This window comes from Bryobacter aggregatus MPL3, assembly GCF_000702445.1.
Lineage (GTDB): Bacteria > Acidobacteriota > Terriglobia > Bryobacterales > Bryobacteraceae > Bryobacter > Bryobacter aggregatus.
On sequence record NZ_JNIF01000003.1, the window covers coordinates 3,693,034 to 3,718,038 of the forward strand.

The 25,005-nt window shown below is 57.2% G+C and carries 21 protein-coding genes and 1 tRNA gene; 8 read left to right on the forward strand and 14 right to left on the reverse strand.

The window, feature by feature from the left end; translation table 11 throughout:
* Window positions 1–31: 31 nt before the first annotated feature.
* Window positions 32–871 (reverse strand): pyrroline-5-carboxylate reductase, encoded by an 840-nt coding sequence (gene proC, locus M017_RS0117090; RefSeq protein WP_031499350.1) that lies wholly within the window; start codon window positions 869–871, stop codon window positions 32–34.
* A gap of 62 nt (window positions 872–933) precedes the next feature.
* Between proC and M017_RS0117095 the strand changes: the two genes are divergently transcribed.
* Window positions 934–2,247, forward strand: a complete 1,314-nt coding sequence (locus M017_RS0117095) for a Gfo/Idh/MocA family protein (protein WP_031499351.1) — start codon at window positions 934–936, stop codon at window positions 2,245–2,247.
* Window positions 2,248–2,651: 404 nt separating this feature from the next.
* Window positions 2,652–5,978 (forward strand): TonB-dependent receptor, encoded by a 3,327-nt coding sequence (locus tag M017_RS0117105; protein WP_031499353.1) that lies wholly within the window; start codon window positions 2,652–2,654, stop codon window positions 5,976–5,978.
* A 508-nt stretch (window positions 5,979–6,486) separates the two neighbouring features.
* Here M017_RS0117105 and M017_RS0117110 read toward each other — a convergent pair.
* Both M017_RS0117110 and M017_RS0117115 read right to left on the reverse strand, forming a co-directional pair.
* Window positions 6,487–7,506, reverse strand: a complete 1,020-nt coding sequence (locus M017_RS0117110) for a glycerophosphodiester phosphodiesterase family protein (RefSeq protein ID WP_031499354.1) — start codon at window positions 7,504–7,506, stop codon at window positions 6,487–6,489.
* Between the two features lie 139 nt (window positions 7,507–7,645).
* Window positions 7,646–7,721 (reverse strand) — tRNA-Phe (locus M017_RS0117115).
* Window positions 7,722–7,803: 82 nt separating this feature from the next.
* Between M017_RS0117115 and M017_RS0117120 the strand changes: the two genes are divergently transcribed.
* Complete coding sequence (locus M017_RS0117120) at window positions 7,804–8,859, forward strand: hypothetical protein (protein ID WP_031499355.1); 1,056 nt, start codon at window positions 7,804–7,806, stop codon at window positions 8,857–8,859.
* Between the two features lie 608 nt (window positions 8,860–9,467).
* Here the strand turns inward: M017_RS0117120 and M017_RS0117125 are convergent.
* The 3 genes from M017_RS0117125 to M017_RS0117135 all read right to left on the reverse strand — a co-directional run bounded on the left by M017_RS0117125 (window position 9,468) and on the right by M017_RS0117135 (window position 12,617).
* Window positions 9,468–10,985 (reverse strand): FumA C-terminus/TtdB family hydratase beta subunit, encoded by a 1,518-nt coding sequence (locus tag M017_RS0117125; RefSeq protein WP_031499356.1) that lies wholly within the window; start codon window positions 10,983–10,985, stop codon window positions 9,468–9,470.
* A 63-nt stretch (window positions 10,986–11,048) separates the two neighbouring features.
* On the reverse strand, window positions 11,049–12,071 hold the full coding sequence (locus M017_RS0117130; RefSeq protein WP_031499357.1) for an HlyD family secretion protein: 1,023 nt from the start codon (window positions 12,069–12,071) through the stop codon (window positions 11,049–11,051).
* A gap of 42 nt (window positions 12,072–12,113) precedes the next feature.
* On the reverse strand, window positions 12,114–12,617 hold the full coding sequence (locus M017_RS0117135) for an RrF2 family transcriptional regulator (RefSeq protein WP_031499358.1): 504 nt from the start codon (window positions 12,615–12,617) through the stop codon (window positions 12,114–12,116).
* A gap of 189 nt (window positions 12,618–12,806) precedes the next feature.
* Between M017_RS0117135 and glgP the strand changes: the two genes are divergently transcribed.
* Entirely contained in the window at window positions 12,807–15,290 is a 2,484-nt protein-coding gene (glgP, locus tag M017_RS0117140; protein WP_238325934.1) for an alpha-glucan family phosphorylase, read from the forward strand.
* Window positions 15,291–15,505: 215 nt separating this feature from the next.
* Complete coding sequence (locus M017_RS0117145; protein WP_031499360.1) at window positions 15,506–16,006, forward strand: hypothetical protein; 501 nt, start codon at window positions 15,506–15,508, stop codon at window positions 16,004–16,006.
* A gap of 4 nt (window positions 16,007–16,010) precedes the next feature.
* Here M017_RS0117145 and M017_RS0117150 read toward each other — a convergent pair whose 3' ends face one another.
* The 7 genes from M017_RS0117150 to M017_RS0117180 form a co-directional block, all read right to left on the reverse strand.
* Window positions 16,011–16,589 carry a hypothetical protein gene (locus tag M017_RS0117150; RefSeq protein ID WP_031499361.1) on the reverse strand — a complete coding sequence of 193 codons (579 nt, stop codon included), beginning with the start codon at window positions 16,587–16,589 and terminating at the stop codon, window positions 16,011–16,013.
* On the reverse strand, window positions 16,579–17,088 hold the full coding sequence (locus M017_RS0117155; protein ID WP_238325935.1) for an RNA polymerase sigma factor: 510 nt from the start codon (window positions 17,086–17,088) through the stop codon (window positions 16,579–16,581). Before M017_RS0117155 ends, M017_RS0117150 begins: the two co-directional genes overlap by 11 nt.
* Window positions 17,089–17,258: 170 nt before the next feature.
* On the reverse strand, window positions 17,259–17,816 hold the full coding sequence (locus tag M017_RS0117160) for an SIS domain-containing protein (protein ID WP_031499364.1): 558 nt from the start codon (window positions 17,814–17,816) through the stop codon (window positions 17,259–17,261).
* Entirely contained in the window at window positions 17,813–18,670 is an 858-nt protein-coding gene (locus tag M017_RS0117165) for an ROK family protein (protein ID WP_031499365.1), read from the reverse strand. The genes M017_RS0117160 and M017_RS0117165 overlap by 4 nt, the downstream gene beginning before the upstream one ends.
* Window positions 18,667–19,659: a bifunctional heptose 7-phosphate kinase/heptose 1-phosphate adenyltransferase gene (locus M017_RS0117170; protein WP_031499366.1), complete on the reverse strand. Its 993-nt coding sequence runs from the start codon at window positions 19,657–19,659 to the stop codon at window positions 18,667–18,669. Before M017_RS0117170 ends, M017_RS0117165 begins: the two co-directional genes overlap by 4 nt.
* Window positions 19,656–20,465 carry an HAD family hydrolase gene (locus M017_RS0117175; RefSeq protein ID WP_031499367.1) on the reverse strand — a complete coding sequence of 270 codons (810 nt, stop codon included), beginning with the start codon at window positions 20,463–20,465 and terminating at the stop codon, window positions 19,656–19,658. The genes M017_RS0117170 and M017_RS0117175 overlap by 4 nt, the downstream gene beginning before the upstream one ends.
* Window positions 20,466–20,502: 37 nt before the next feature.
* On the reverse strand, window positions 20,503–21,807 hold the full coding sequence (locus tag M017_RS0117180; protein ID WP_031499368.1) for a Gfo/Idh/MocA family protein: 1,305 nt from the start codon (window positions 21,805–21,807) through the stop codon (window positions 20,503–20,505).
* A 43-nt stretch (window positions 21,808–21,850) separates the two neighbouring features.
* Here M017_RS0117180 and M017_RS0117185 point away from each other — a divergent pair, with 43 nt between their 5' ends.
* The 3 genes from M017_RS0117185 (at window position 21,851) to M017_RS0117195 (ending at window position 24,056) form a co-directional block, all read left to right on the forward strand.
* Complete coding sequence (locus M017_RS0117185; protein ID WP_238325936.1) at window positions 21,851–22,954, forward strand: ABC transporter permease; 1,104 nt, start codon at window positions 21,851–21,853, stop codon at window positions 22,952–22,954.
* Window positions 22,947–23,636 carry an ABC transporter ATP-binding protein gene (locus M017_RS0117190; RefSeq protein ID WP_031499370.1) on the forward strand — a complete coding sequence of 230 codons (690 nt, stop codon included), beginning with the start codon at window positions 22,947–22,949 and terminating at the stop codon, window positions 23,634–23,636. The genes M017_RS0117185 and M017_RS0117190 overlap by 8 nt, the downstream gene beginning before the upstream one ends.
* 99 nt (window positions 23,637–23,735) lie before the next feature.
* The gene (locus M017_RS0117195; RefSeq protein WP_031499371.1) at window positions 23,736–24,056 is read left to right on the forward strand and encodes a DMT family transporter; all 321 of its coding nucleotides are present in this window, start codon (window positions 23,736–23,738) and stop codon (window positions 24,054–24,056) included.
* On the opposite strand, the gene M017_RS0117200 is transcribed toward M017_RS0117195, so the two are convergent.
* A complete protein-coding gene (locus tag M017_RS0117200; RefSeq protein ID WP_238325937.1) occupies window positions 24,053–24,772 on the reverse strand; it encodes a DUF4262 domain-containing protein in 720 nt (239 codons plus the stop codon). The two genes, M017_RS0117195 and M017_RS0117200, sit on opposite strands and share 4 nt — an antisense overlap.
* Window positions 24,773–25,005: the final 233 nt, after the last annotated feature.

Sequence of the window (25,005 nt, forward strand, 5' to 3'; positions counted from 1 at the left end):
ACGAATCAAGCGGCCGATCGAATGCAAGTTTCTAGCTTTTCGATTTGCCCAGTTGCTCCACAATCTTGGTTGCTTCCTCGACGGCGCGCGCCAGAACGCTCCGGATCTTGCCATCCTCCAGCATCAGTAATCCACCAATGGTGCAGCCTGCGGGTGTTGTGACATCGTCGCGGAGCGCTGCCGGGTGGCGTCCGGTCTCCTGCACCATCTTTGCGGATCCCATCATTGTCTGCGCTACCAGTGTCATCGCCAGGTCCCGCGGCAGTCCGACCCGGACGCCGGCATCGGCAAGCGATTCCATCACCAGATACATATAAGCGGGTCCCGAACCGCTCAATGCCGTAATGGCATTGAAATAATGCTCTTCCACTTCGCGTGCCTGGCCAACACTATGAAAAATTCTTTCAGCGATCGCCAGATGCCGTGCCTCGACGCCTTTGCCGCCGCAATAGACCGTTACGCCATGCCCGACGAGGCAAGGCGTATTGGGCATCGCCCGAATCACTGGCTGTGGCCTTCCGAGCAAGGTCTCGAACGTTTCGGTGGTCACCCCAGCGAGCACGCTGATCAGCAAGGTGTCTTCGCGCAAGCCGGAAAGCTTGAGCTTTTCAATTACCTTGGCCGCCTGGCCGGGCTTGACCGCAATCAGCAGAATTCCTGCGCTCGGAACCCAACTCTCATAGGCCGGCACGGCGCGTATTCCCAGCGAACCGGCGACTTCGATCGAACTGGCCTCTGTCTTTGTCGCCGCCCAGGCCTGCTTGGGAAGGAGCAGGCCATGATCGAGAATCCCCTTTAACAGTGCCGTTCCCATGACTCCGGCGCCAACTACACCGAGCGTCCGGCCCGGCTCCAACAACAAATCACTCATCTCACAATCTTGGCAGAATCACTGGTCAATCCAGCGGGCAACGAGCATACAATGCTAACGAGATGGACAATCGCAAACCTACCCGCAGAGATGCCTCCCTGGCCCTGGGCGCTGCTTTCACCACGTCGATTTTCACGGGCCAAGTGAAGGGTGCCAACGACCGGATCTCGGTTGGCTTCATCGGTCTGGGGGCCATGGGCTCCGGAAACCTGAACTATGCGATGAAGGTGCCAGGTTTTCAGCCTGCCGCGCTTTGCGATGTCTATCAGCCTCATCTGGAGCGTGCCGAGGCTACTGCCCGCCGTGGCGGAATCGAGATCAAAGGAACCGACGACTTCCGTAAGATTCTCGCTGATAAATCGATCGATGCGGTGTGCATTTCTACTCCGGACCACTGGCACGCTTATATGACGGTGGAGGCCTGCAAGGCAGGGAAGGACGTCTATGTCGAAAAGCCTGCCAGTGTGTATGTCGATGAAGGAACCAAGATGGTGGCTGCTGCCCGCAAGTACCGTCGCGTTGTGCAAGCCGGTACGATGCAGCGCTCCGGCGGCTATTTCAAGAAGGCCGCCGAACTGGTGAAGAGTGGAGTTCTCGGAAAGGTCACCTTCTGCCATACCTGGCAGGCGGGCGTCACGCCGAAGGAAGGCTATGGGAACCCTGCCGATACGGCAGAGATCCCACCGGGGCTGAATTGGGACATGTGGCTGGGGCCCGCACCGAAAGTTCCTTTCAATGCGAACCGCTGGGGTGTCAAGGCGGCAACGTTCCCGACCTTCCGCTACTTCTGGGACTATGCGGGCGGTGCGATGACGGACTGGGGCGTGCACCTCATCGACCCGCTCCACCAGTGTTTCGATGAGGTGATGCCGACGGCGATTAATTCGCAAGGCGGCAAGCTTTGGGTCAACGATAACCGTGACACGCCGGATACGCTTTTGGCGACCTTCGAATATCCCGGTTTCCTCGCTAGCTATGAAAGCCGTACCGCGAATCCGATGTTGATGTTCGGACAGAATGCAGGGACCTCGATCCACGGAACGGAAGCGACGTTGGTGGTGACGCGCTCGGGCTGCTGGCTGATTCCAAACGCAAAGTCGGAAGTCCAGGAGCAGACCTACGAGAAGAATGAAGAGATGCGGCAGATGAATGTGCCGCATTGGGAGAACTGGCTTGCCTGCATCAAGAGCCGGGAGAAGCCAACCAGCGATATTGAAACCTGCGTCCGTTCGTCCACGGTTTGCATTCTGGCAAACCTGTCACTCCGTCATAAGACTCGTCTCGACTGGGACGAAAAGAACTGGACGGTCAAGCAGAACGAGGTGAAGCAGGCGCTGAAGGCGAAGTACCGCTCGCCCTGGAAGCTGGAGGTCTAAGGCTGCGGCCTGGGATGTGTTTGCAATCTTCATGAATCTGGCCTCGGCAATTGGAACTGTCGAGGCCAGTTCCAGAACAACCCTCCGGAACTGGTCCTGGGTGAGTTCGAGCCCTGGTTCACTAGCGGTCAGGAAAACGCGGCCGATTGGACATCGGCAGACGAGCAGCGGTTCCGTTCACTCGTCAGCAACTGAGCTACTCGATCTGCTCCCACATACTGAACGGACATATCGCCGAGGAAGACCAAGGGGGCTATCACTTGGGTCTCGCGAAGCTTCTCCAGGCAGGAAACGGAGTGAAAAGCAGGTGCAACGGGTACACCGGCAAGAATTTCACCACAAACTCATCAGGACGCAACACAATCGTCAAGAGAACGATATGATCGGCCGCTACGCTGTGTGCAATGATCAGACGTTCTTCTCGTTTTCCTGCTCCCGCAGCATGCCTAGCGCTACTGCTGGCTGTAAGTTGTAGTCTCTGGGCCCAGTTCGATACGGCTACTGTAGTTGGCACCATCCGTGACGCTACCGGTTCTGCCATCACAGATTCCGACATTACCCTTCTCAACCAAGGCACTGGCTCGATTGCCAGAACCAAGACCGACTCCGGTGGCAATTTCACCCTGACCAATGTCAGAATCGGCACTTACACCGTAACCGCCGAAGCCAGGGGTTTCTCGAAGGCCGTGGCCAAGGATATTGTCGTCAATGTCAACGCCCGCCAGCGCGTCGACCTCATGCTCGCCATCGGAACGGTGGCCGAGACGGTTGAAGTGACCAGTGCCGCGGCTCTCCTCGATACCGATTCGAGCAAACGCAATCAGGTCATCAATGGCACCGCAATCGTCGAGCTGCCGCTGAACGGCCGCGCTTACAGTGACCTCGCGTTGCTCACTACGGGTGTGGTGAAGTCGCCCTCCTCAGGTAGCCGCGAAGGCTCTTTCAATGTCAACGGGCTTCGCAGCACCTATAACAATTACATTCTCGATGGCATCGACAACAATGCCTACGGCACCAGCAACCAGGGCTTCCAGAACCAGGTGGCACAACCCTCGCCCGACTCGATCGTCGAGTTCGAAGTGATCACCAATAACTACAGCGCCGAATATGGCCGCAGCGGCGGCGCGACGATCAACGTCGCGATGCGCTCCGGCACTAACGGCTTTCATGGCACGGCCTATGAGTTCCTGCGCAACACCTCGCTGAACGCAGCGAGCTATACCTTCGGTCAACGCCCCTCGAATTTCCGCAAGCCGACTCTCAACCAGAACCAGTTCGGCGCCACCTTCAGTGGCCCGATTGTCAAGAATCGCGTGTTCTTCTTTACCGACTATGAGGGGCTGCGCAACATCCAGCGCAACCGCAGCTTCTCCAGTTTGCCGACGCTGAACGACCGGCTGGGCATTCTGCCCGTGACAGTACGCAACCCGCAGACGGGCAAGATCTATCCGGCAAACACCCAGATTCCGAAGGCGGACATCTCGCCTTTTGCCTATCGAGTGTTGAATGACCTGCCTGGCCTCACCGCTGCGGGACGCTCGAATAACTATGAGCAACTCTCGCGCGATAAAGCGTATGCCGATAAGTTCGATGCGAAGATCGATGGCCAGATCAGCAGCCACCAGTCCGCGTTTCTGCGCATCAGCCAGAGCAAGCGCAATCAGTATCAGGATTCCACCTTTCCAGGCCCTTCGGGTGGCAACGGCACTACGCTCTGGGTACTGAATCAGCAGGCAGCAGCAGCCTACACCTGGACGTTGAGCCCGACCTCGGTGCTCGAAGGACGCTTCGGTGTTTCGCGCACGAATGCCGGCAAGAAGCCGCCCTTTCTCGGCGGGGCAGACATGGAGGCCGCCTATGGAATCGTCGGGTTGCCCAAGGACCCGGTGCTCTCTGGCGGACTGCTCCCGATCCAGCTTTCGGGCTTTACCGGCCTCGGACGCCAGTCCACCATTCCGCAGTTTCAGAATCCGCTTAGCTTCAACTCAAAGCTCAACTATTCGAAGATCTTCAACCGGCACTCGATGAAGTTCGGCTATGAGAATGTTGTGATCCGCACCCAGGTTCTGGACGTGAATCCGATGTACGGGAACGATCAGTATCTCGGCGCCTTCAGCCGACCGACCTGCGCGCAACTCGGCCAGGACGCGAGTTGTAGCATCGCCGCTGACGCCGCCAGCTATTCCCTCGCCGACTTCCTGTTCGGCCAGAGAAGCGCCTTCTCCCTGTCCACCAATGTGATCGGCAACTATCGTCAGCATGAGCACTTCCTATACGTGCAGGACGACTTCAAGGTGAGCTCGAAGCTGACGCTCAACCTGGGACTGCGCTGGGAGTTCGCAACGCCGCGTTGGGAACGAGACAATGCACTGTCGAACTTTGATCCCACCACGCGTACGATGCTGCTGGCAAAGAATGGCAGCATCTATGACCGCGCGCTCGTGAATCCCTACTACAAGGACTGGGCGCCGCGTCTCGGTTTTGCCTACAATGCCTTCTCAAAGACTGTCTTCCGCGGCGGCTATGGCATCAGCTATGTGCACCAGAACCGCATGGGCTCGGGCGACTTGCTCGGCATTAACGGCCCCCAAGTGGTGATCGCGCAGATCCAGCAGACAGACCCGACCTCGCCCACCTTCCGCAATACGGACCAGGGCTATCCACTCGATATGGCTTCGCCTTCGAAGTTCAATCCGCAGACCTCGAACGTCCTCTACATGCCGAAGGATACGCCCGACCCCCGCGTGCAGAGCTGGTATGTCTCCGTGCAGCGCGAGCTTGGCTGGAACCTGGTTCTCGATATCGGCTACATTGGCAACTATGGCGTCAACCTGCCGGTGATGGGGGATTACAACCAGGCGGCTCCCCAACCTACACCGACCTCGAACCTTTCGCTCAATGCCCGCCGCCCGATTCAGGGCTTTGGCGCGGTGAGCTGGTTTAACACTGGCGGTTTTAGTGACTACAACGGCCTTCAGGTAAAGTTGCAACGCCGCTTCGCCAACGGCTTACACTTGCTCAACTCGTTCACATATTCAAAGACGATGGACAACAGCACGCAGGCGCTTGATGATCGCAACGGCAACCAATCGAGCGTGCAGGATATTCATAACCTGGCGGCCGAGAAGGCCGCATCGACCTACGATCAGAAGTACGTCGACGTTCTGAGCCTTGTGTATCAGCTTCCTTTTGGCAAGGGCCAGAAGTATGGAGCCTCCATGCCGACCGTCGTCAATCATGTTCTCGGTGGTTGGGAACTGACCGTGATTAACAACGCGATTTCGGCGCCTCCGATCAATCTTCGCGCGTGGAGCGGATCTGTTCCGTCGCAGTTCCAGACAGTGGGCAATCTCCCCGCGTGGAAGGGGGGCGAAGCGTTCCGTCCGAATATCACGGGTCCAATCGTTGCGGAGGGGAGCGCCAAGACGGTGGACAACTTCTTCAACAAGGACAACATCCAGCTTCCGACCGACCCGACGAAGCCCTTCGGCAATGCCGGCCGTAACATTGCCCGTGCCTTTCCGTTGAACCAGATGGATCTTGGTCTGTTCAAGAACTTCGCGCTGCCGCGTGAAGGGATGCGCCTCCAGTTCCGCTCCGAGTTCTTCAACGCACTCAATCACACCAACTTCACCGCACCCAACGGTGATCGTTCGAGCGCGGCATTCGGTACGGTGCGTGGCACCTTCCAGCCCCGCCAGATTCAGTTCGCACTGAAACTAACCTTCTAAGCGCAAGCAAACAGTTGCAGGGGAACGCGCCGCGTTTTTCTGGGTTTCGAGTGGGCCGCTCCTTCGGGAGCGGCCCACTTTTTGTTGACTGTCACTTCGCACGTGTATGACCAGCGGCTGTGGACAAGTCTCCACTTTCTCCAAGCTTCGCGAGATTGCACGTCAAGAGTACAGTAGCTCTTGGGATCGATCCTTCGACGCACTTGCGGCGGAACGGGTCAAAATACGTCAGCTCCGGCACGCTGAGGTCAAGCGAACCAGATCGAACCGAATCCATCGATCGAGCCGGGATCTTCTTTCTGGTTTCGAAGGTCGTATGCGCTGGCGAAAATCAGCGGCGCGCGAAGAGAAAAGTCAGCCCATCCTAAAGCGGCGGAGCGCCACTTGTGCAGCCCACAACGCCGTGACAGTGCGAGAAGGATGATCTCTCCAACCAGTTCTGCCGCCTGCGGCTATTCTTTAATAAAAAAGGCCGCCCCGGAAGGAGCGGCCTTTGGACTTGGAGCGTCTACTGGCGAGGGAAGAGATCGGGGTTGTCGGTGAACAAGCCGTCAACGTGGTATTCGGTGACGTACTTGCGCATCGCGGCAGACAGATCGGCTGGCTTGTCGGGCAGCGCCGCGTACATCCTTTCGATCTGCTTTTGCATCTCGATGGGCAGGTTCGGGTACTGCGTCTTTGCCGGGCGGAGCAGGAAGGTGTAGGGAACTACGGAGAGACCGGCCTCATGCGCCTGGGCGACGATTTCGGGCTTTCGGTCAACGATCATGGTGCTGGGCGCGATGCCGGTAGCGAAGGTCTTGAGTTCCTTCAGGTTTTCGGGTGTGAGCCAGCGGTTCACCTGGGCTTCCGAGCCCATCAGGAAGCTACGCGGAACGCCGGGAAGCAGCTTGGCCAAACGGCGCAGGCTGTCTTCTTCGAACACCTGCAGGTGAACGACCGGGCGGCCTTTGAACATTCTCACTTGCCCGTTGGCGTCAATGAGATCGTGCTTCTTCAGTGCATCGGCGACGGCCTTCTCGAGATCGATGCCTTTCTCAAGCAGGCGGCCGGGGTTCTTGAGTTCCGGGAAAAAACCTGCCTTTCCTTTGACAATCGCAACGGCTTCGTCAAAGGTGAGTACCTTCAGGCCTTTGTACTTGGGATCGAACCAGGAGCCTGCGTCGAGCTGCTTGATTTCAGCGACGGTGAAGTCTTCGATGTACCAGTGCTTAGTGGTTTTGCCGTTCCTCGTGACGTTGGTGAAGCGGTCCGGGAAGAGTTCTTCCACATTGGTGACGCGCTCGAGCGAGGGGTCATGCGAGCAGATGAGGACGCCATCCTTACTGAGGGAAAGGTCTTGCTCGACGTAATCGGCTCCTTGCTGGATCGCAAGGCGATAGGCTTCGACGGTATGCTCGGGCACGTATGCTGAGGCGCCTCGATGCGCGATGAGATAGGTCGCCGGAGGAGCTGCCTGCAAGAACAGGCTGCCAAGGGTCAGACCCAGCAGGAAGAGGGAGGATGAGTGTGGATTGGGGAAATGCACGCTTCATGCTAGCGGGCTGAGATTACGAGAGCGTGAACGGAATTGAAGACCTTTGATGTGCTGGGGAGAAACATAGATCGCAGTCTATCGGTCTCAAGAGACGTGGATCTGTATGTGGAAAATTGAGGAGGAAAGTGAATGGTGGCCAGGGAGGGATTTGAACCCCCGACACGCGGATTTTCAGTCCGCTGCTCTACCAACTGAGCTACCTGGCCGTTTCTGGCGGGGAATCTTTAGATTACCATGAAGCCAGCGCGGAGCCAACTGCGTCACTCTTTTTGTTGCAGGCTTCTTTCTATGTTGATCCAGATTCTCGTCCCCGTCCTCCTCTTCGCCCAACAGTCTCCGGCTCCCAAGCCGGACCCCGACGATCCAGGCCCTCCTGTGGTCAAGCGCGGTCCGAATGCAACCCACAAGGCACCTACCAATAAGGGCCCCAATATCATCTCGGGCGACCCTCCCGCTTCTGAAATTGGCACTGCAAAGCCGGTGGATCCCAATGCGACAGAACCTCGTGATCCTGAAGCAAAGATCGACCCGAAGAAACCCATCATCGACATCTCCGCCAGTATCCCCCGTACTCGTGTCAACGACCCGCTCATCAATCGCGCTTCCGAAGCTTCCTCCGACTACAACGCCACTCTGCCCAACTTCTTATGCGATGAGATTGTCCTGCGCATGATGAGCAACGCGAAGCCTCCCAAGTGGAAAAAGGAAGATAAGGTCGAAGTGGAGGTGATGTATGTGGACGGGAAGGAGGACTATCGCAATGTCCGGATCAATGGCAAGGTCCTGAAGTCCGGCTCCCCAGAAGACTCAGGCTCCTGGTCGACCGGCGATTGGGGCACACTGCTGATGGACGTGTTGCACCCCTCCACTGATGCTGCCTTCAAGAAGCGGGGCAAGGACAAAATTGCCGGTATCGATTGTGACATCTACGACTTCACGGTCGAGAAGTCGAACTCACACTGGGTGATTCGCTATGGCAAACCCATCAAGCCTGCCTACAAGGGGGCTATCTGGATTGATCATGAGGGCGCGCGCGTGCTTCGGATCGAGATGCAAGGCCGCCAACTCCCACAGGACTACGAACTGGACGCCGTCGAGACGATGGTGGAATACGGCTGGGTCACGATCAAGGACAAGAAGTATCTGCTTCCCACCAAGAGTGAGAATCTCGCCTGCTGGCGCTACACGAATCGTTGTGCGATGAATGAGCTGGAATTCAAGAACTACCGCCGCTTCTCTACGGAGTCGTCGATCTCGACAACAGAATCAGAGATCAGCTTCGAGGACAAAGAAGCTGCTAAGCCTGTTCCTCCGAAGCCGGCAACGACGAAAAAGAAGAACTAGCAGCGGAGTCTCAACAGGTCTTGCCTCTCTCGTAGTGTCCGGACTCGTGTGTGGTATGAGCCCGTTAGATTGGTGGAGCCAGAGCAGACCGGCGAATTTCGGTAACTGGCTCTTAGTCCTGTCTGAGTGACCGCAAGTGCGGGAGTATCAGATTTCATGAAATGACCCCGCTGGTGAGGCTGGTGCGAACTGGATCCCGATAGCGATGGTAGTGGCTGGCCGTTCATCCGCATAAAGGACTGAGGAAGCAGTTCGAGAATGATCCTCGATGGCGACGCTGGGCTGCTTTTTGAGTTGCGGTGATTGCCAGTGATTTGAGGAGACGGGCTGACACTGCGGTCAGGTGGGGCCAGTCCTAAGGCCGGCCCGGAAATGAAGTTGGCTGTGACCCGGCCTTACGAGACGCTCTCTTTTGTCACGAACTGGAGGCATGCCGGGCCGCGGAGCCGATACGGGCAAGAACTGCGATCTACCAAGCCTGCCCAACTTGGGAAAACGATACTGAGGGGCGATGTTGGAGCAGGCTGCGGCCCGCTCCAATATCCAACCAGCTTCTGTCAGAGTTCTCCAGTCGTCAGCCTTGGCGCGCTCCGCATCCCAGTTCCCAATTAGACCGTGGCGAGGGCGGCGAGTTCCTGGCCTGTTGCCTCTTCCACCTCACGGTGTAACGAGTTGCCATGGGAGTCCATGGTGACGATCGCCGCAAAGTCGTGGACGTCCAGATGCCACATCGCTTCTGGAATGCCAAACTCCATCAGATCGACTCCCGCCACTTGCTGCACGGTCCGCGCATAGAATTGCGCCGCGCCGCCAATGCCGTTCAAGTACACCGCGCCAAATTGCTGCAGCGCTGCACTGGTTTTGGCACCCATGCCGCCCTTGCCGATCACCGCACGCACACCGTACTTCTCGATAATCGTCGCTTGATAGGGCTCCTCGCGGCTGGAGGTTGTGGGGCCTGCGGCTTTCACCTGCCAAGTCTCTCCGGTCTTCAGCATCACCGGACCGCAGTGATAAATGATCTGCCCGTTCAAGTCCATCGGGGGCGGCGTTTTCATCAGGTGCGCGTGGACCGCATCGCGGCCAGTATACACGCGGCCCCGGATCAACACGACGTCACCGACTTTCAACTCGCGCACCTGAGCTTCCGTAATCGGCGCGGTCAACACCACTTCTCTTCCGCTCAAGGGGAAGCCGCTTTCCTGCGACATCTTTTCGATGGGCCGCTCCGGATCCCGGTACAGCCACTGCTTGATCGCACCGCTCTTGGCATCGAGCAGAACGCCCAGACGGCGGAATGCCCAGCAATCATAAGCAACGCTGACAAAGAAGCTGGCGGGCAATCGATTGGCCGCGACAATCTTGCAGCCAATCAGACTCGCCTTGCCGCCAAAGCCCATGGCGCCGACAGAGATTTTGTTGGCTTCCTCCATGATCTCGGCCTCCAGCTTGGCCAGCACCGGATCTGGGTTCGTATCGTCGAGAGTGCGGAACAGTTGTTCCTTGGCCAGCCAATAGCCATGCGCCCGATCGCTGCCGATGCAGACTCCGAGCGCGCCGGGTGCACAACCCTGTCCTTGGGCTTGCCACACCGCATGCAGAATGCACTTGCGAACCCCTTCCAGGTCGCGTCCGGCCTTGCCGATGTTTTCGAGTGTCGCGGGCAGGGAATACTGAATGTTCTTGTTCTCGCAACCGCCGCCCTTCAACAGCAGCTTCACTTCGATGTCGTCCTTCTCCCACTGCTCAAAATGGAAAACCGGCGTCTCATGCCCAAGATTGTCGCCGGAGTTCTGGCCCGTAATGCTGTCGACCGAATTGGGCCGCAGTTTGCCGCGCTTGGTGGCTTCGGCAACGGCAAGCTTCACTGCCTTCTTGAGCTCGATCTGGTTGACCCCCACCGGCGTGTGGATCAAAAAGGTGGGCATGCCGGTATCCTGGCAGATCGGCCCCTGGTCCTCGACGGCCATATCGATGTTGGTCGCGATGATACTTAGGGCCTGGGAGCTCTGTGTATTCGGCGTCTCGGAGGCCATGCTTGTTCCCATGGCGGCGCGCACATCCGGCGGCAAATTGACAGAGGTCTGGGTGATCAGTTCCAGCAGCGAGGCGGCGAGAAATTCCATATTCTTCCAGCGTATTCCAAGATCTCTGTGGCGGAGTTCCCCCGCTCAGATTTCCCGCCTGTTCTAATGGAGAAAACGGACGGAGGCGCTCATCCCTGGCTTGATCCCCGCACCGGGGGAGAGGAACGCAACAATAGCGGTCCCCTGCCGGAGCTCGCGAATGGTTCCCTGGAGCGGAGTCTCTCCCGCTTCGGCGATTTGGACTAGCGCTTGTCCTTCCGGGCCAAGCTTCTTTGCCACGTCTTCGGGAATCTCCACCACCACTTCCATGGAGGTCAGATCGGTCGCGATCTCAAACAGGTCGTTCATATCGCGCGTAACTTCTTCTCCGGCATTTCTACGATGCTGGATCAGCAGGCCAGAAACAGGCGCCTTCACTTCGCCCGACAACATCTCTGCATCCGCATCTTCAATATCAGCGGTTTTCTCCTGCACCGCCGTTCTTGCCGTTTCCACGTTTGCCTGCAGGTTCGTCACGCGTGCGTCGGCGCTCTTGGCTGCCGCGTCCAGATCTTTGCTTTCACCGGCAAGGCGAAAGAATGCCGCCTCCGCTTTCTCGTAGGCCAATCTGGCGGCGGCCCCTTCTCGATAAAGCTTCTGGGTTTTCTCGAAAAGCCGCTGCGCGGTGTCGTACTCGGACCGAACTCTGGCCAGATCTGCGCTGGCCCTGCTTGCTTCCAGTCTTGCGGCGAGCACCTGACTCTCAAGCTCGCTCAACTTAGTCTTGGCGCGGTCCAGGTCCTCGACCGAGCGCTGCTTCTCTGTTTCTACCGCCGAGTTCTGGATCCGGGCGAGAACTTGCCCTTCAAAAACTTCCTGCCCGTCCACGACATCAACCGCTTCGAGGACTCCCTCTACCGGGGCCGCCACCAGCACTGTCTTCTGGGCGCGCAATTTTCCGGGATAGCTTTTGTGGAGCGGGTCGGGGAGCAGCGCAGGTTTCGATGCCTCTGCGGCCACCTTCTCCCGCTTGCGGTACTCCTGGTATCCCCACCAGGCAGCAATCGCAATCAAACACGCAATGAGCGCGACAGGGCCATACAATGCCCATCGGGAACTGAGAATTTTCCCAAGGCGCGACTGCATAAGGCCGGAGGAGTGCATGTTCTGCACTCATTGTCTATCAAGTCAGGAAACGATGCTGGCCGCCTTATCCATGACCGGTTCGGGCATAATCAGAGTCCGGTTCCGGCTCTCCAGAAAGTCCTGCATCGAGCCTTCACTTTGTAATAGGTCTGCCAAGGTAACGTTTAGTAGTACTCTCTCAAACATCGCTTGCAGCGCAATCCACAACGAGCGTAGGCTGCAGTCCGGGTTATGCACGCAAACCAGGTTCAATCCCGAATGGCGGACACAGAACTTGGCCCCGAACAGTTTTCCTCCCAGCGATTCTAGAACGTCTCCTAAGTAGATCTGTTTGGCAGGTTTTGCCAGTGTGTAGCCCCCGGCCTGGCCCCGAACACTCTTTACAAAACCAGCCATGCGCAACAGTCGCATCAGCTTGGCGACGTTCGGCACGGACAGAGCTTCTGCCCTGCTGATCTCCGGTATACTGAGGCTAGCCTCGTCGCCCCGGCTTGCCATCCGCAGGAGACAACGTAAGCCGTACTCCTCCTGAGCGCTCAATTTCATAGCGGCATCTTAGCGTAATCATGTAACAGAAGGAAGCCTATTAATGACTGTTAATAATGCTACGTTCTATGTTGCCGGATCAAGCCTACTTAGAATCCCATCTATTGATGACTGGTCTCGCCAAATACAATGCCATTTCAACTACAACCTATCTCCGAGTTTTTAGTACGCCCAGAACTTCCTGACGCTTTGCGTCGCCTCCCGGAAATTGCCACAAATGTGCTTTGGAGTTGGGATCACCAACTGCGAGCCTTATTTCGCCGCCTGGATCCGGTCCTTTGGCGCGAGTGCCACAATCCTGTGCTGATGCTCAGCCGGCTGAAACCCGAACTGCTCCAACGCGCTTCAAATGATGCCCGTTACCTGGCTGTTTATCAGCGGGCTTGTGAGCGATTTGATGCCTATATGCTCGCGCCACCAAGCTATAACGATGGCCGCTTGATCGCCTATTTCTCAATGGAGTATGGGTTGGCGGAGTGCATGCCCATTTATTCGGGTGGGCTTGGGGTCTTAAGTGGCGATCATATGAAGTCGTCCAGCGATGAGAATTACCCTCTTGTTGGCGTCGGGCTTCTTTATCAGAAGGGGTATTTTCAGCAAAGCTTAAATTCTGATGGCTGGCAGCAGGAGCGGACGCCAATCAACGACTTCTATCAGCTTCCTGTTCTGCCCGTCTTCCAGGCAGATGGCAGCGAGTTGCTGGTGACGGTGAAGCTGCCTGCGGGTCCGGTTTGGATTAAGGTTTGGCAGATGATGGTGGGCCGCGTAAAGCTCTATCTGATGGACACCAACATCCCGCAGAACGAGGCTACGGGCTACCGTGATATTACGGACCAGCTCTATGGCGGCGATGCGATCATGCGCATTCGCCAGGAAATCGTTCTTGGGATCGGGGGCCTCCGTGCGCTCAAGGCGCTCGGGCTCAAGCCCAACGTGTTCCATATGAATGAGGGACATTCTGCATTCATGCCGCTCGAGCGGATTCGTCTCCTGATCGAGGAGGAGAAGCTGAGCTTTGCCGAGGCCTTTGAAGCCACTCGCGCCAGCAATATCTTCACAACCCACACCAGCGTTCCGGCTGGGATCGATCTGTTTGATGGCGGGCTTGTCTTTGAGTATCTGAGTGCTTACTGTGACGAAGCGAAGATTCCGATCGATCAACTCTTTGCGCTCGGCCGGATGCACCCTGGCGATTCCTCAGAGCGTTACTCCATGGCCATCCTGGCGATGAAGGCGTCTGCCTACCGCAACGCAGTTTCGATTCTGCACGGCGATGTCTCCAAGGAAATGTGGGCCGACCTTTGGCCGGGGCTCCCGGTCTCTGAGGTGCCGATCACTTCCGTTACCAATGGCATTCATCTCCCCACGATGCTGTATGGCGAACTCGCGATGCTTTACGACCAGTACCTCCAGCCGGACTGGCGCGAGTGTTACACCGACCCGCGCATCTGGAACGATGTGAAGGACATCCCCTCGCGCGAGCTTTGGGAGGTGCATCGCAAGCAGAAACGCCAAATGGTGCAGTTTGTGCGGGACCGTTCTGTGCGAGCCGCGGAGCGGCGGAATGCGAGCGCGCCGGAATTGCGCCGCCTGGAACAGGTGCTCGATCCCGATGCCTTCACCATCGGCTTTGCCCGCCGCTTTGCCACCTACAAGCGGGCCACGCTTATCTTCCGTGACGTTGCCCGGCTCAAGAAGCTGCTCAACAGCAAAGACCGCCCGGTGCAGATCATCATTGCCGGCAAGGCCCATCCCAAGGATCATCCGGGCAAGACGCTCATCCGTGAGATCGTACAGCTCTCCCGCGATCCGGAGCTTTCCCAGCATCTTGTTTTTGTCGAAGACTACAGTCTCCAGGTGGCCCGCGAAATGGTGCAGGGCGTCGATCTCTGGCTCAACAACCCCCGTCGTGGCGAGGAAGCTTGTGGCACGAGTGGGATGAAGGCTGCGATCAACGGCGTTCCGAATCTCAGCATTCTCGATGGCTGGTGGGACGAGGCCTATGAGCCCGGTCTTGGTTTTGCTCTGGGCGATCGCGATATTTATGAGCCTGGGCAGGACGAGTTCCATGCCTCTGGAATCTATTCCATCCTGGAGAACGAAATTCTGCCGATGTACTTCCAGCGTGGCGATGATGGTTTGCCTGCGGAGTGGCTGGAGCGGGTGAGGTCCTGCATCCAGAAGATCAGTCCGCAGTTCAATGCGCAACGGATGATTCAGGAATATATGCATCGTCTTTATGAGCCGGCTTATCACGCCTCTCTCGAGTTCAGCAAGAATCAATATGCCGGGGCGCGTTCCCGGGCGCATTGGGCGAGCAAGGTGCAGGCGGCCTGGGATCGATTGCGTTTTGTCGACCAGGGCCCCAGGCCCAAGAATCTGATGACCAGCGGTCAGCCGATCCCTTTCCGTGTGGTTGTGGATCTGGCTGGTCTTGAGGCTTCGGATGTTCGTGTCGAGGCACTTGTCGGCGCCATCCGTCCAGATGGTACTCTGGAAGAGTCAGAGGTCGTCTTGCTCAAGCCGGCTGGTGACAACCAAGGTCTCTCCGTATTTGAAGCAAGCTATTTGCCTCGGCTCACAGGACGTTTGGGATACGCCCTACGGATCAGTCCGAATTATTTCATCGACCCACTCACGCGGCCTTGCGGCGACCTCATCCGCTGGGCCTAAAACATTTCACTGGAATCTCGTCACTTTCTGTGATAAACAAAGGATGGATATCCGCTTGGCGTAATGCACACCCTTCGTAACGGCGTGTACGCTTTGGGACCTGCCGGGGTGGCAGAACAGCGGAGACCAGCACACTCTCCTCTTGTCGATCACGAACGATGAATGCAATGTACGCGACACACGAGTTGTGTTCCAACAAGGAGTAACCATAGCGCATGGACAGCGATCGTAAATATTCTTCGCGCGGCTATCAGGACAATGGCCCCAATGACGGTGGCCGCCGGGAAGACCGGCCCAAATTTAATGGGCCGAAGCCTCCCATCGACGTAACGGGGCCTCGCCTGCCTCGCTTGGTCGAGAGCGTCACTGCTTCCCGTTGTTGGAACTGTTCCACCACACTCATGGGGGGAATCGAGTTTGATGCAAATTGCCCCAAGTGCAACTCCGCACTGCATTGTTGCAAGCAGTGCAGTTACTTTGAGCCCTCCACTCGCTTTCAATGCCTCAAGCCGATTCCGGAACGCATCAATAAGAAGGATCTTGCCAACACCTGCACCTTCTTCAAGACGCGTGTCACTGTGGCCCGCGACACTCCGACGCAGCGTCCTGTGACCAGCTTGGGTGCGAATGGCCTAACCCGGCCTGTGGATCAGATTGCTTCCCCAAAGAGTTCTCAGGAGGCTCGCGCCGCCTTCGACAGCCTCTTTAAGAAGTAGGACCTCAAAGGTTTTTCAATTGCGCCAGTTCCCGCTGGCAACTCCGCATTTCTTTGACCTGCAACGTAACTGAGGCAAGAGTCCAGATTCCCAACAGAGAGAAGAACGGTAACATCTTCAGCCCCACTCCAGGAGTCTGATTGGCCTTTTGCAGTACAGGGTAGACGACTGCGGCAATTGCTAAAAAGAGTGGGCCATGCAGCCAGCGCCATGGTTGCCGAAGCCAATTGATCCGTTCCTTTAATGCGCTCCGGTAAAAGGCCAAGCCACTGTCCGTTGCCGCGTCTCCAGCCATACGGGCCGCCTTCGTTCGCCAAGCTCCTGGTGCGATTCCGAATAGCGTCCACGCAATCGCCAATCCAAATCCACTGCGGGCAATCAGATTCTCAGTGAAGGCCAGTCTCCAGCCACAGAAGAGAATGATGGCGATTCCGATGCCGAGATTGCCCAGCCGGTCACGGCGCATCTTGGCCTCAAATTGACGTGCCTTGCGCTGCATGTCGGCGCTCTTTGTCGCAAAATCCTCGGTGGGCTGACTCTGCCAGACCGTTCTGGGATCCTTGGGGTCGGGTTCATGATTCATGACTTCCTCCTGTGCGAAAGCGGCGCGCCAGAATGTTCTTGATCCGGTGAATTTTCATAGCGATGTTGCCGGGGGAGAGGCCGGTAATCTCTCCGGTTGAGGCCGCATCCAGTCCTTCGAGATAGCACACGATGATCTGGCGATCCATCGCCTTCAAGCGCCGGATCATGGCCGAGAGCATCTCCAGCTGCTGTTGTGCCGAGAGCTTTTGAGGATCAGGATCGGCAATGACATCAAGATCTTCGATGCTGATGAGCGACAAGCGGAGCTTCCGCTCCCGGATCATATGACTGGTGGCTGTGTGGTGCGCTACCCGGTAGATCCAGGTCCGCAGCGAACAACGGCCATCGAAACTCCCCAAGCTCCGCCACAATTGCAGATGAATTTCCTGGAGCAGGTCGCGCCGCCGTTCCGGATCCGCTTCATAGGCGCGGGCCAGCCGATCCAGCGCGGCTCCGTAATCTGCCGTGGCTCGTTCGTACAGATCATTCTGGCTCAACTGCCGTATGCATCCTTCCACAACCAAGGTAGTCGTTCGATCAGGACCTTTCTAACAGTTTTTTATCTGCACGCCCCAAACACTTCGAGCCAGACCGGCTCCGGAACTTGTGAGGTTCTCAGAGCTGGTCTGGCTCGTGTGCGACAGATCCAGCGATAGAAGTAGCGGAACTACTCTTTGACGTCCATGAACTGGTAGCACATCATGTGCAACGCGATCATGTGTGCGTCTTCAATGCGTCCCATGTGCGGTTCGGTGGTGCGGATTTCCAACTGGGCCAGCGGTCCCAGCTTGCCGCCGTCACGGCCGGTAAAAGCGATGGTCTTGCAGCCGATGGAATTGGCATACTCGACAGCGCGCAAAACATTGGGGGAATTGCCGGAGCCGCTGATTGCGATGACCACATCACCCTTGCTGCCGAAGTTCTTCAACTGCTCGAGGGCCGCATCGTGATAGTCGACGTCGTTCGAGTAAGCCGTCAAGGTCGGCATGTTGTCGTGCAGGGAGAGAATCTTGAAGCGCTTATCCTTCTGATAGCTGGCACCCTTCAGCATGTCGCAAACAAAATGCGAGGCGGACGCGGCGCTTCCGCCATTGCCTGTCATGAAGATGGTGTTGCCGTTGTCACGTGCTTCGCGCAGAATCTCGATGGCGGTATCCACCTTCCCAAGATCCAGGCCATTCAATGTATCGATCAATTGTGTGCGATAAGTTTCGGTATAAGTCATTTTGAAAATCTTTCTTGCGCCAACGCGAGTGCGCCAAAGAGGACACTGTCGTCGGCCAGTAGGGCGGGGACGACATCAATGCGTGCCCGCGACCAGCTTGTAATCTGCGATCGGAGTTCCTTTCGCAAGGGGAGAAATAGTTTGTCGCCAGCTTTGCTGATGCCGCCGCCAATCACAATCCGCGCGGGATTCAGAATCATGATCGCTGCTTTCAATCCCAGCGCCAGATCAACGACATACTTCTCGACAAATTCCGGGTCTTCTAACAATTCATGGGCCGGTTTCCCATGGTCGCGTTCGAGCCAAAGCCCGCAACACATGCGTTCAAAGCAACCATAGGCTCCACAAAGGCACTCCTGGCCGCCCGGACGAATGGTGAGATGTCCTAATTCGCCTGCATACCAGTCTGCGCCGCGATACAGTCCATGCTCTGTGAGGATGCCACCGCCAATGCCGGTGGACAGGGTCATGTACAGCATGGGCCGATAGTCTTTGCCGGCCCCGTACACGCCCTCCCCCAGGGCTCCGACATTGGCGTCGTTGTCCATGACCACAGGCGCGCCGGCCATCTCGCTGATGGTTTCTACGAGTGGGTTTTCATTCCAGCCGGCGACGTGTGTGGAAAGCGTCACCTTCTGTTGGCCAAAATCAACCGGACCGCCGAAGCCAATGCCGCATCGTGCAATCTCGTGCTCTCTGCGCCAGTCACTGATGATGCCGGCGATCAGCGACAACATGGCCCGGGGGCCACCACTGCGGTCTGTGAGGCGTGTCTCGCGGAGCACGAGTTCCTCGCCGGCAAATAAGCCGAGTGAAAACTTGGTGCCACCGATATCGAGCGCCAGGGTATTCATGAGATCCCAACCGTGGCTGCTGCCGCGAGCACTTCCGCTTGCGTAGCTGTTCCTGTTCCTCGCTTCATAATCGTAACGCTTGCCACCAGATTGCCCAGATGGACTGCTTCATCGATTGTTGCGCCTGCGGCCAGTGCCGTTGCCGCGCCTGCCGAGAAACTGTCGCCTGCGCCGCAAATGTCGACCGGGTTGCTGACGGAGATTGTCTTCAATTGCCGCATACCCGCTGCATCCACCACCTTCGCGCCGCGCTCGCCTTCTGTGACCACCAACGCCCGCAATTGCAATGCGGCGGCGAGTGGTTCAAAGTTCTCCTGCCCAGTCAGCCGGGTGGCCGTCTCCCGCGCTTCATCCTCATTGGGTTTCAGATAGCAATGGCGGAAGAATTCGGCGCGGCGTCTGGAATCGACCCAGACAATCTTATTTGGGTGGCTCGCCGCAAAGCGATTGATGGCTTCCTGCATCGCGTCCGTGATGACGCCCCCGCTGCTGGTCTCGGCCTGGTCGCAGATCAGCACGGCGTCGAACATCGGAGCATAGGACTCGAAGCACTTCACCAGTTTGCTGTCCAATTTGGCCGGAAGCGGCGTCGTATTGATGTAGTCCACTCGAGGCAGGTCTTCGATACCCGTCTCCTTGTTGATGTGCTTGACATAAGTGAAGGTCTGCACCTCCGAGGAGCGGATCACCAGATCCACACCAATGTCCCTCACGCCGAGCGCGCGAAATAGCTCATCGCCATGCGTATCCTCACCAATGACGCCCATCACTGCCACCTTGCCGACACCAAGGTCGGCAAGATTGTTGGCGATGGTGCCGCAGGCTCCCGCGGTGGGCACATAGCTGATTACGCCGATGCGTGGGATCCCTGTCTCGCGCGAAGGCTCTCGGGTCGCCGGGTCATAAGTACACCAGCGGTCCAGGCAAATATCGCCCACCACCAGCACATTCATTTTGGAAAAATTGCCGAGAATCTTCGAGATGCTCATGACTTCGGAAACAGCGCCTCGCGCAGCAGGTCCATATTGGCGTAATTCGGGATGATGAAGTCTGCGCCGACCCCCGCCAGACGGTTGCGCTTCCAAGAATCTACGGTCTGGCAAGCAGGCTCTTCGGAAGCGACTCCGACGGCGACGCCGCCAGCCTGTTTTACCACTTCAATCTCGACATACCCATCGCCGAAACCAAGGAATTCCTCGCCCTTGTACTCGCTCGATTCCACAATCTGCTTCACCAGCAACGCCTTTGAGAACTTGCTCAAGTCGTCGAGCGCTCCAAACACGCCGCCATCGAAGTAATCGTAAACATCCAGCAATTTGGCTTCTTCGACCACATTGTCATGGTCGGTACCACTGGCCAGGTACAGCTTCAGTCCGCGGGCCTTCAAATCTTCCAGCAGTGCGCGCGAGCCCGGCACCAGATGCTCTTCGGGAGAAGCCTTACCGCTGCGCAGATCCTCCAACCGATCCTTGATCACGTCGTGCAACGCGTCGAGGTACATTTTTTTATAAACTTTGGGGTCTTCCGGCTGGCCGCCGCGCTTGCGAATCTGTTCGGCCAGCTCAATCATTTGATAAATTGTTTCGCGGCCAGTCAGGCGCGCGACAAATTCTTCCACCAGCTTGCGAAGTTCTTCCTCTGTTTCGCCCGTCTTTAGCTCGGCAAGAATGCCCACCATCTGTGGAACCATCACCTCAACCCAACCGGTGCGAATCAAAGAAAGCGTGCCGTCAAAATCAAAGAGAACGACGCGTGCGTCATTGGCATGGACGCCGGGTCGAAGATGTTCAATCATTCCCCCCTATTATCCCAAACGCCAATTGTGCGGATTGTTAAATCAAGGTCCACTCCGGACGCGGGGTCCGGGAGAGCAGGGCATTGCCCTCCGGAGCATCAAACTTCTCGGTCTTGGCGTTCCACTGTAATTTCTTTCCCGTCCGCAACGCAATGTTGCCCAGATGACCGATATTGGTCGCCATGTGGGCCGATTCCGCTGTCGCATTGGCCGTCTGCGCACCGCGCACGCAATCGACAAAGCGCATCGCATGCTCGCGTGTGGCGTCGCGCGCCACCACCGTCATCGGTTGGCATTGGGGGAGATTGCCATCGCGGCCGGTCGGCTCGGGATAGATCTCAAAGCCCACCCGTTCGGCGAGCATCGTACCCTTGGTCCCGTAGAAAATCATGCCGTTTGGCAGGTCCTGCGTGCCCACCTGGTTGTAATACTTGAAGCCCGGCGTCCGCAAACCTCCTCCATGTCCATTGAAGTTCACGCCTTCATAGCTCATCACGAAATTCTCGTACTCGTAGGTGACCTGCAGCAGATCCGGGTTGTCGCCCGCTCCTTGCAACAAGAGACGTCCCCCCGAGGCGCTCACTGCCTTCGGCGCCGCATCGCTTCCTTTGAGTCCCATAATCTGGTGGAGCGTATCGAAGCGGTGCGTTCCATAGTCTGTGATCGTCCCGCCCGCGTAGTCGCGATAATGCCGGAAGGTCGATAGAAAACGCCGCTGATTGAAGGCGGCCTTTGGCGCCGGTCCCAGATACATGTCCCAGTTCAGCCCCGGGGGCGCTGCGCTATCGGGCACCTGGGAAATCGCATTGGGATGCCAGTTCACATAATTCCAGATCCGCACGTACTTCACTGGCCCGATATAGCCGGACTGGATCAAATCCGCGGCCTGTGCAAAGTGCGGAGCTGAGCGGTGTTGCGTCCCGCCGAAGATCAGCCGTTTCGTACTCGCCATCGCATCGACAATCCGCCGGCCTTCCACCACTGAATAGGACAGCGGTTTTTCGACATAAACATCCTTGCCTGCCCGGGCGGCGAGAATGGCGATGGTGGCGTGCCAATGGTCCGGTGTCGCGACAATGATCGCGTCAATATCCTTGCGATCGAGCAGACGCCGGAAGTCCTGCACGCTCTCGGCGGCGCCCAGTTGCTTGGCGGCCGCTTCCGCATTCGGCAAGTAGACATCGGCGGTGGCGACGTACTGCGCATGAGGGTTCTCTTTGGCAAAGCCGGCGACATAGCGGCCACGTCCGCCGCTTCCGACCAGCGCGAGTCTGACCCGTTCGTTAGCGCCCTGTACTTGAGTTGCGGCCAGTGCCGTTGCGACGAATGCACGTCTTTGCATGTCTGGATTCTATACGCTTCCGGGGCCGGGCTACAATGAAAGATTGACCAACAAACTCGTCCTAGAAAACCTGAAGCACAGGCCTATCCGGACGCTCCTTGTCGTTTTTGCCATCGCCATCCAAGTCAATCTGATGCTCACGCTCGTCGGCATGAGTCACGGTATGCTGAGCGATTTTCAGGAGCGCAGCCGGGGCGTTGGAGCCGATATCATCGTCCGCCCCACCAATTCGAGCATCCTCCAAATGAGTGCTCCCAGTATCAAGGAGGCGATGGTCCCTTACCTCCGCCAGCAGCCTCATATTACGGACGCGCTCGGAGTCACCATCCATAACATGGAAGGTTTCCTCAACAGCGTGACGGGCATCGACATCAAGCGCTTCAACGAGTTCAGTGGCGGCTTCCGTTTTGAAGAAGGCGGGCCTTGGAAGAATCCGAACGACGTGATCGTCGACGAACACTATGCCTCGCAGCGCAAGCTCCACGTCAATGGCCCCGTCACGATGATGAACAAGCAATGGAACGTGGTGGGTATTGTTGGGAGCGGCAAAATGAGCCACGTCTTCATGCCCATCGATGTGTTGCAGGACCTCACCAGCAACAGCGGCAAATTCAGCCAGATCTACCTCAAAGTGGACGACCCCAAAAATGTGGAAGAGATCGTCGAACAGCTCAAGCAACTCCCCGCTCTCAAAGACTACCCGATCTATTCGATGCAGGCCTTCACTTCGCTCATCAGCATTGATAATGCTCCCGGCCTGCGTCCCTTCCTGAATGTGATCGTCGGACTTAGCATCATCGTCGGCTTCCTGGTTGTCTTCTTGAGCCTCTATACCGCGGTTCTCGAACGCACACGGGAAATCGGAATTCTCAAGAGTCTCGGTGCGACGCCTTTCTATATCATCCAGCTCCTCTTCCGGGAAACGATTCTTCTCTCCATTCTCGGAGGAATCATGGGCATTGGGCTCAGCTATGGCAGCCAGTGGCTGATCCGGACGCTCGTTCCCGCGAGTCTGCAAATGCAGATTGTTTATGACTGGTGGCCGATCTCGACCGCAGTAGCGATCGGAGCCTCCCTGATCGGAGCGCTCTATCCCGGATACAAAGCGGCCCGTCAGGACGCAATCGAGGCACTTGCATATGAATAAGCCGCCGATCATCGAAATCAAAAATCTCGAGAAGATCTACCATGTCGGCGAAGTGGCCGTGAAAGCGCTGCGTGGTGTGAATCTGGAAGTTGCTGACGGCGAATTTCTCGCCATTGTCGGCCATTCGGGAAGCGGAAAATCCACACTCTTTAACGTCCTCGGCGGCCTGACTGCGGCGACTTCTGGATCCATCCGCCTGGCTGGCATCGACGTCTTGGCGATGTCTGATCTCGAGCGAACCCAGCTCCGCCGGGGAACCGTGGGCTTTGTCTTCCAAAAGTACAACCTCCTTCCCACTCTCAACGCTTACGACAACATTGCATTAGCGGAAAGCCTCTCGGGCAGCCAGAATCTCCACGCGGAATGGTTCAAGGAGGTCCTCGCCAACCTCGGACTCGCCCATCGCCTGAAGCACAAGCCCCGTGCAATGAGCGGCGGCGAGCAGCAGCGGGTGGCGATCGCCCGGGCACTGGTCAGCCGGCCGAAGATTCTCTTAGCCGACGAGCCGACTGGCAATCTCGACACCGAAAACTCAACCGCTGTACTCAATATCCTGCGCGATCTCAACAAGCAATTTGGCCAAACCATTTTGATGATCACCCACAATCCCGAAGCCGCTGACTTCGCGGATCGCAAGGTGCGCATGAAAGACGGGCAAGTGATCTATGAGCGGGCAGCCTAGCGGCAGCAAGGCTTAGAATGGTGTGAGGAGGCAACGCCCTCCTTCCCATTGTGGAAGATCATGTCCGGGACGGCCCGGCCCTTAACTCAGGAGGGCTTTATGGCCTGGACTTCACTCTTCTTTGCTGGACTACTCGAAATTCTGTGGTCCTTCCTCATGAAACAATCGCAGGGCTTTACGAAGCCCGTTCCGACTGTTTTGACACTCCTGACGATGGGCGCAAGCTTTGCCTTACTTTCCTATGCCATGAAGACCCTGCCGCTCGGCACGGCCTACACCATCTGGACCGGGATCGGCGCGGTGGGAGCTTTTCTTGTCGGCATTCTGATCTTGGGGGAACAGTTCAACACTCTTCGTGTTCTGGCTTGTCTCCTCATCGTATCGGGGCTGGTGCTGATGAAACTATCGAGTGTCGATTAATCCTCTTCTCTCTGATAGCGGCCCCAGGCCTGTCCTGGGGCCGCGCGCTCTGCGACCCAGCCAATCGGCAAGTCAGCCAACTCTTCGAGACTGCGATCTCGCTCCACCACGCAATGAAAGCACTCGCGGACGGGCGGTAGATCAGCAGTCATACTGTCCCCGAGGAACTGCCAGTCTCCCTCGCGATCCCGTGCCACGTAAGTCACCGGCTCGTCTCGCTTCGAGACGGGTTCCGACAGAAACACCTGTTTCCGCCGATCCACCGGAAACAGCCACTCCTTCAAGATGGCTTCGCGGGCGTGGAATTCCCAGAGGGATCGCGTCATTTCTGATTCTGGGAGTTCCTCCTGTAGCAATGGTTGCTCAAAGTAGGAATCAAATTCCGGATCTTCCGGAAAGCGATTCTTCGCATCGGGATACACGGCTTGGAGGACAGGAACATCTCGCTCTTCGTAGTACCAAGTTACAGAATGCATCAAATGCCGCACCCATTTGGGCGTCACCGGACGGAACTCGCACTCCACTTCCCCCACAATGTCCCGATGCCGTCCGACACGGAGATTCACTCCTTCTCGGATGCGTTGCACTGCTTCATTCAGCGCAAACTTGGCGGTGTCGAAATCCAATCCGATGGTGAGAATCTCTGGTCCACCGCTCGTATCATGCGCGCCTACTGTATAGCTCCACTGCGGACTCGAACATTCGCCGGTAATCAACAAGGCTTCAGCGTCAGTTTGTCGTTCTGACTCTGTTCCCGGCGGCGAAATCGCTGGCTTCGTTCTGTTTGATAGGGCGAAGTTTTGTCGGTCATAGGAACTGGTTCTTCGCTATGCTAACTCAATGGCCTCTCCCGTGGCGCTCTCGGCCTACAGTCGCATCGAACTCACGTGGCAGCAAAAGATGTCGGCCTACTGGCTTCTTTTCTGGCCCGCATTCGGACTCTCTTTCA

Coding starts and splice junctions, on each gene's coding strand:
- M017_RS0117120 (WP_031499355.1), top strand. CDS start 7,804: ATGTTGATCCAGATTCTCGTCCCCGTCCTCCTCTTCGCCCAACAGTCT.
- M017_RS0117105 (WP_031499353.1), top strand. CDS start 2,652: ATGATCAGACGTTCTTCTCGTTTTCCTGCTCCCGCAGCATGCCTAGCG.
- M017_RS0117095 (WP_031499351.1), top strand. CDS start 934: ATGGACAATCGCAAACCTACCCGCAGAGATGCCTCCCTGGCCCTGGGC.
- M017_RS0117165 (WP_031499365.1), bottom strand. CDS start 18,670: ATGAATACCCTGGCGCTCGATATCGGTGGCACCAAGTTTTCACTCGGC.
- M017_RS0117135 (WP_031499358.1), bottom strand. CDS start 12,617: ATGAAATTGAGCGCTCAGGAGGAGTACGGCTTACGTTGTCTCCTGCGG.
- M017_RS0117130 (WP_031499357.1), bottom strand. CDS start 12,071: ATGCAGTCGCGCCTTGGGAAAATTCTCAGTTCCCGATGGGCATTGTAT.
- M017_RS0117125 (WP_031499356.1), bottom strand. CDS start 10,985: ATGGAATTTCTCGCCGCCTCGCTGCTGGAACTGATCACCCAGACCTCT.
- M017_RS0117160 (WP_031499364.1), bottom strand. CDS start 17,816: ATGACTTATACCGAAACTTATCGCACACAATTGATCGATACATTGAAT.
- M017_RS0117175 (WP_031499367.1), bottom strand. CDS start 20,465: ATGATTGAACATCTTCGACCCGGCGTCCATGCCAATGACGCACGCGTC.
- M017_RS0117170 (WP_031499366.1), bottom strand. CDS start 19,659: ATGAGCATCTCGAAGATTCTCGGCAATTTTTCCAAAATGAATGTGCTG.
- proC (WP_031499350.1), bottom strand. CDS start 871: ATGAGTGATTTGTTGTTGGAGCCGGGCCGGACGCTCGGTGTAGTTGGC.
- M017_RS0117145 (WP_031499360.1), top strand. CDS start 15,506: ATGGACAGCGATCGTAAATATTCTTCGCGCGGCTATCAGGACAATGGC.
- M017_RS0117190 (WP_031499370.1), top strand. CDS start 22,947: ATGAATAAGCCGCCGATCATCGAAATCAAAAATCTCGAGAAGATCTAC.
- M017_RS0117150 (WP_031499361.1), bottom strand. CDS start 16,589: ATGAATCATGAACCCGACCCCAAGGATCCCAGAACGGTCTGGCAGAGT.
- M017_RS0117195 (WP_031499371.1), top strand. CDS start 23,736: ATGGCCTGGACTTCACTCTTCTTTGCTGGACTACTCGAAATTCTGTGG.
- M017_RS0117180 (WP_031499368.1), bottom strand. CDS start 21,807: ATGCAAAGACGTGCATTCGTCGCAACGGCACTGGCCGCAACTCAAGTA.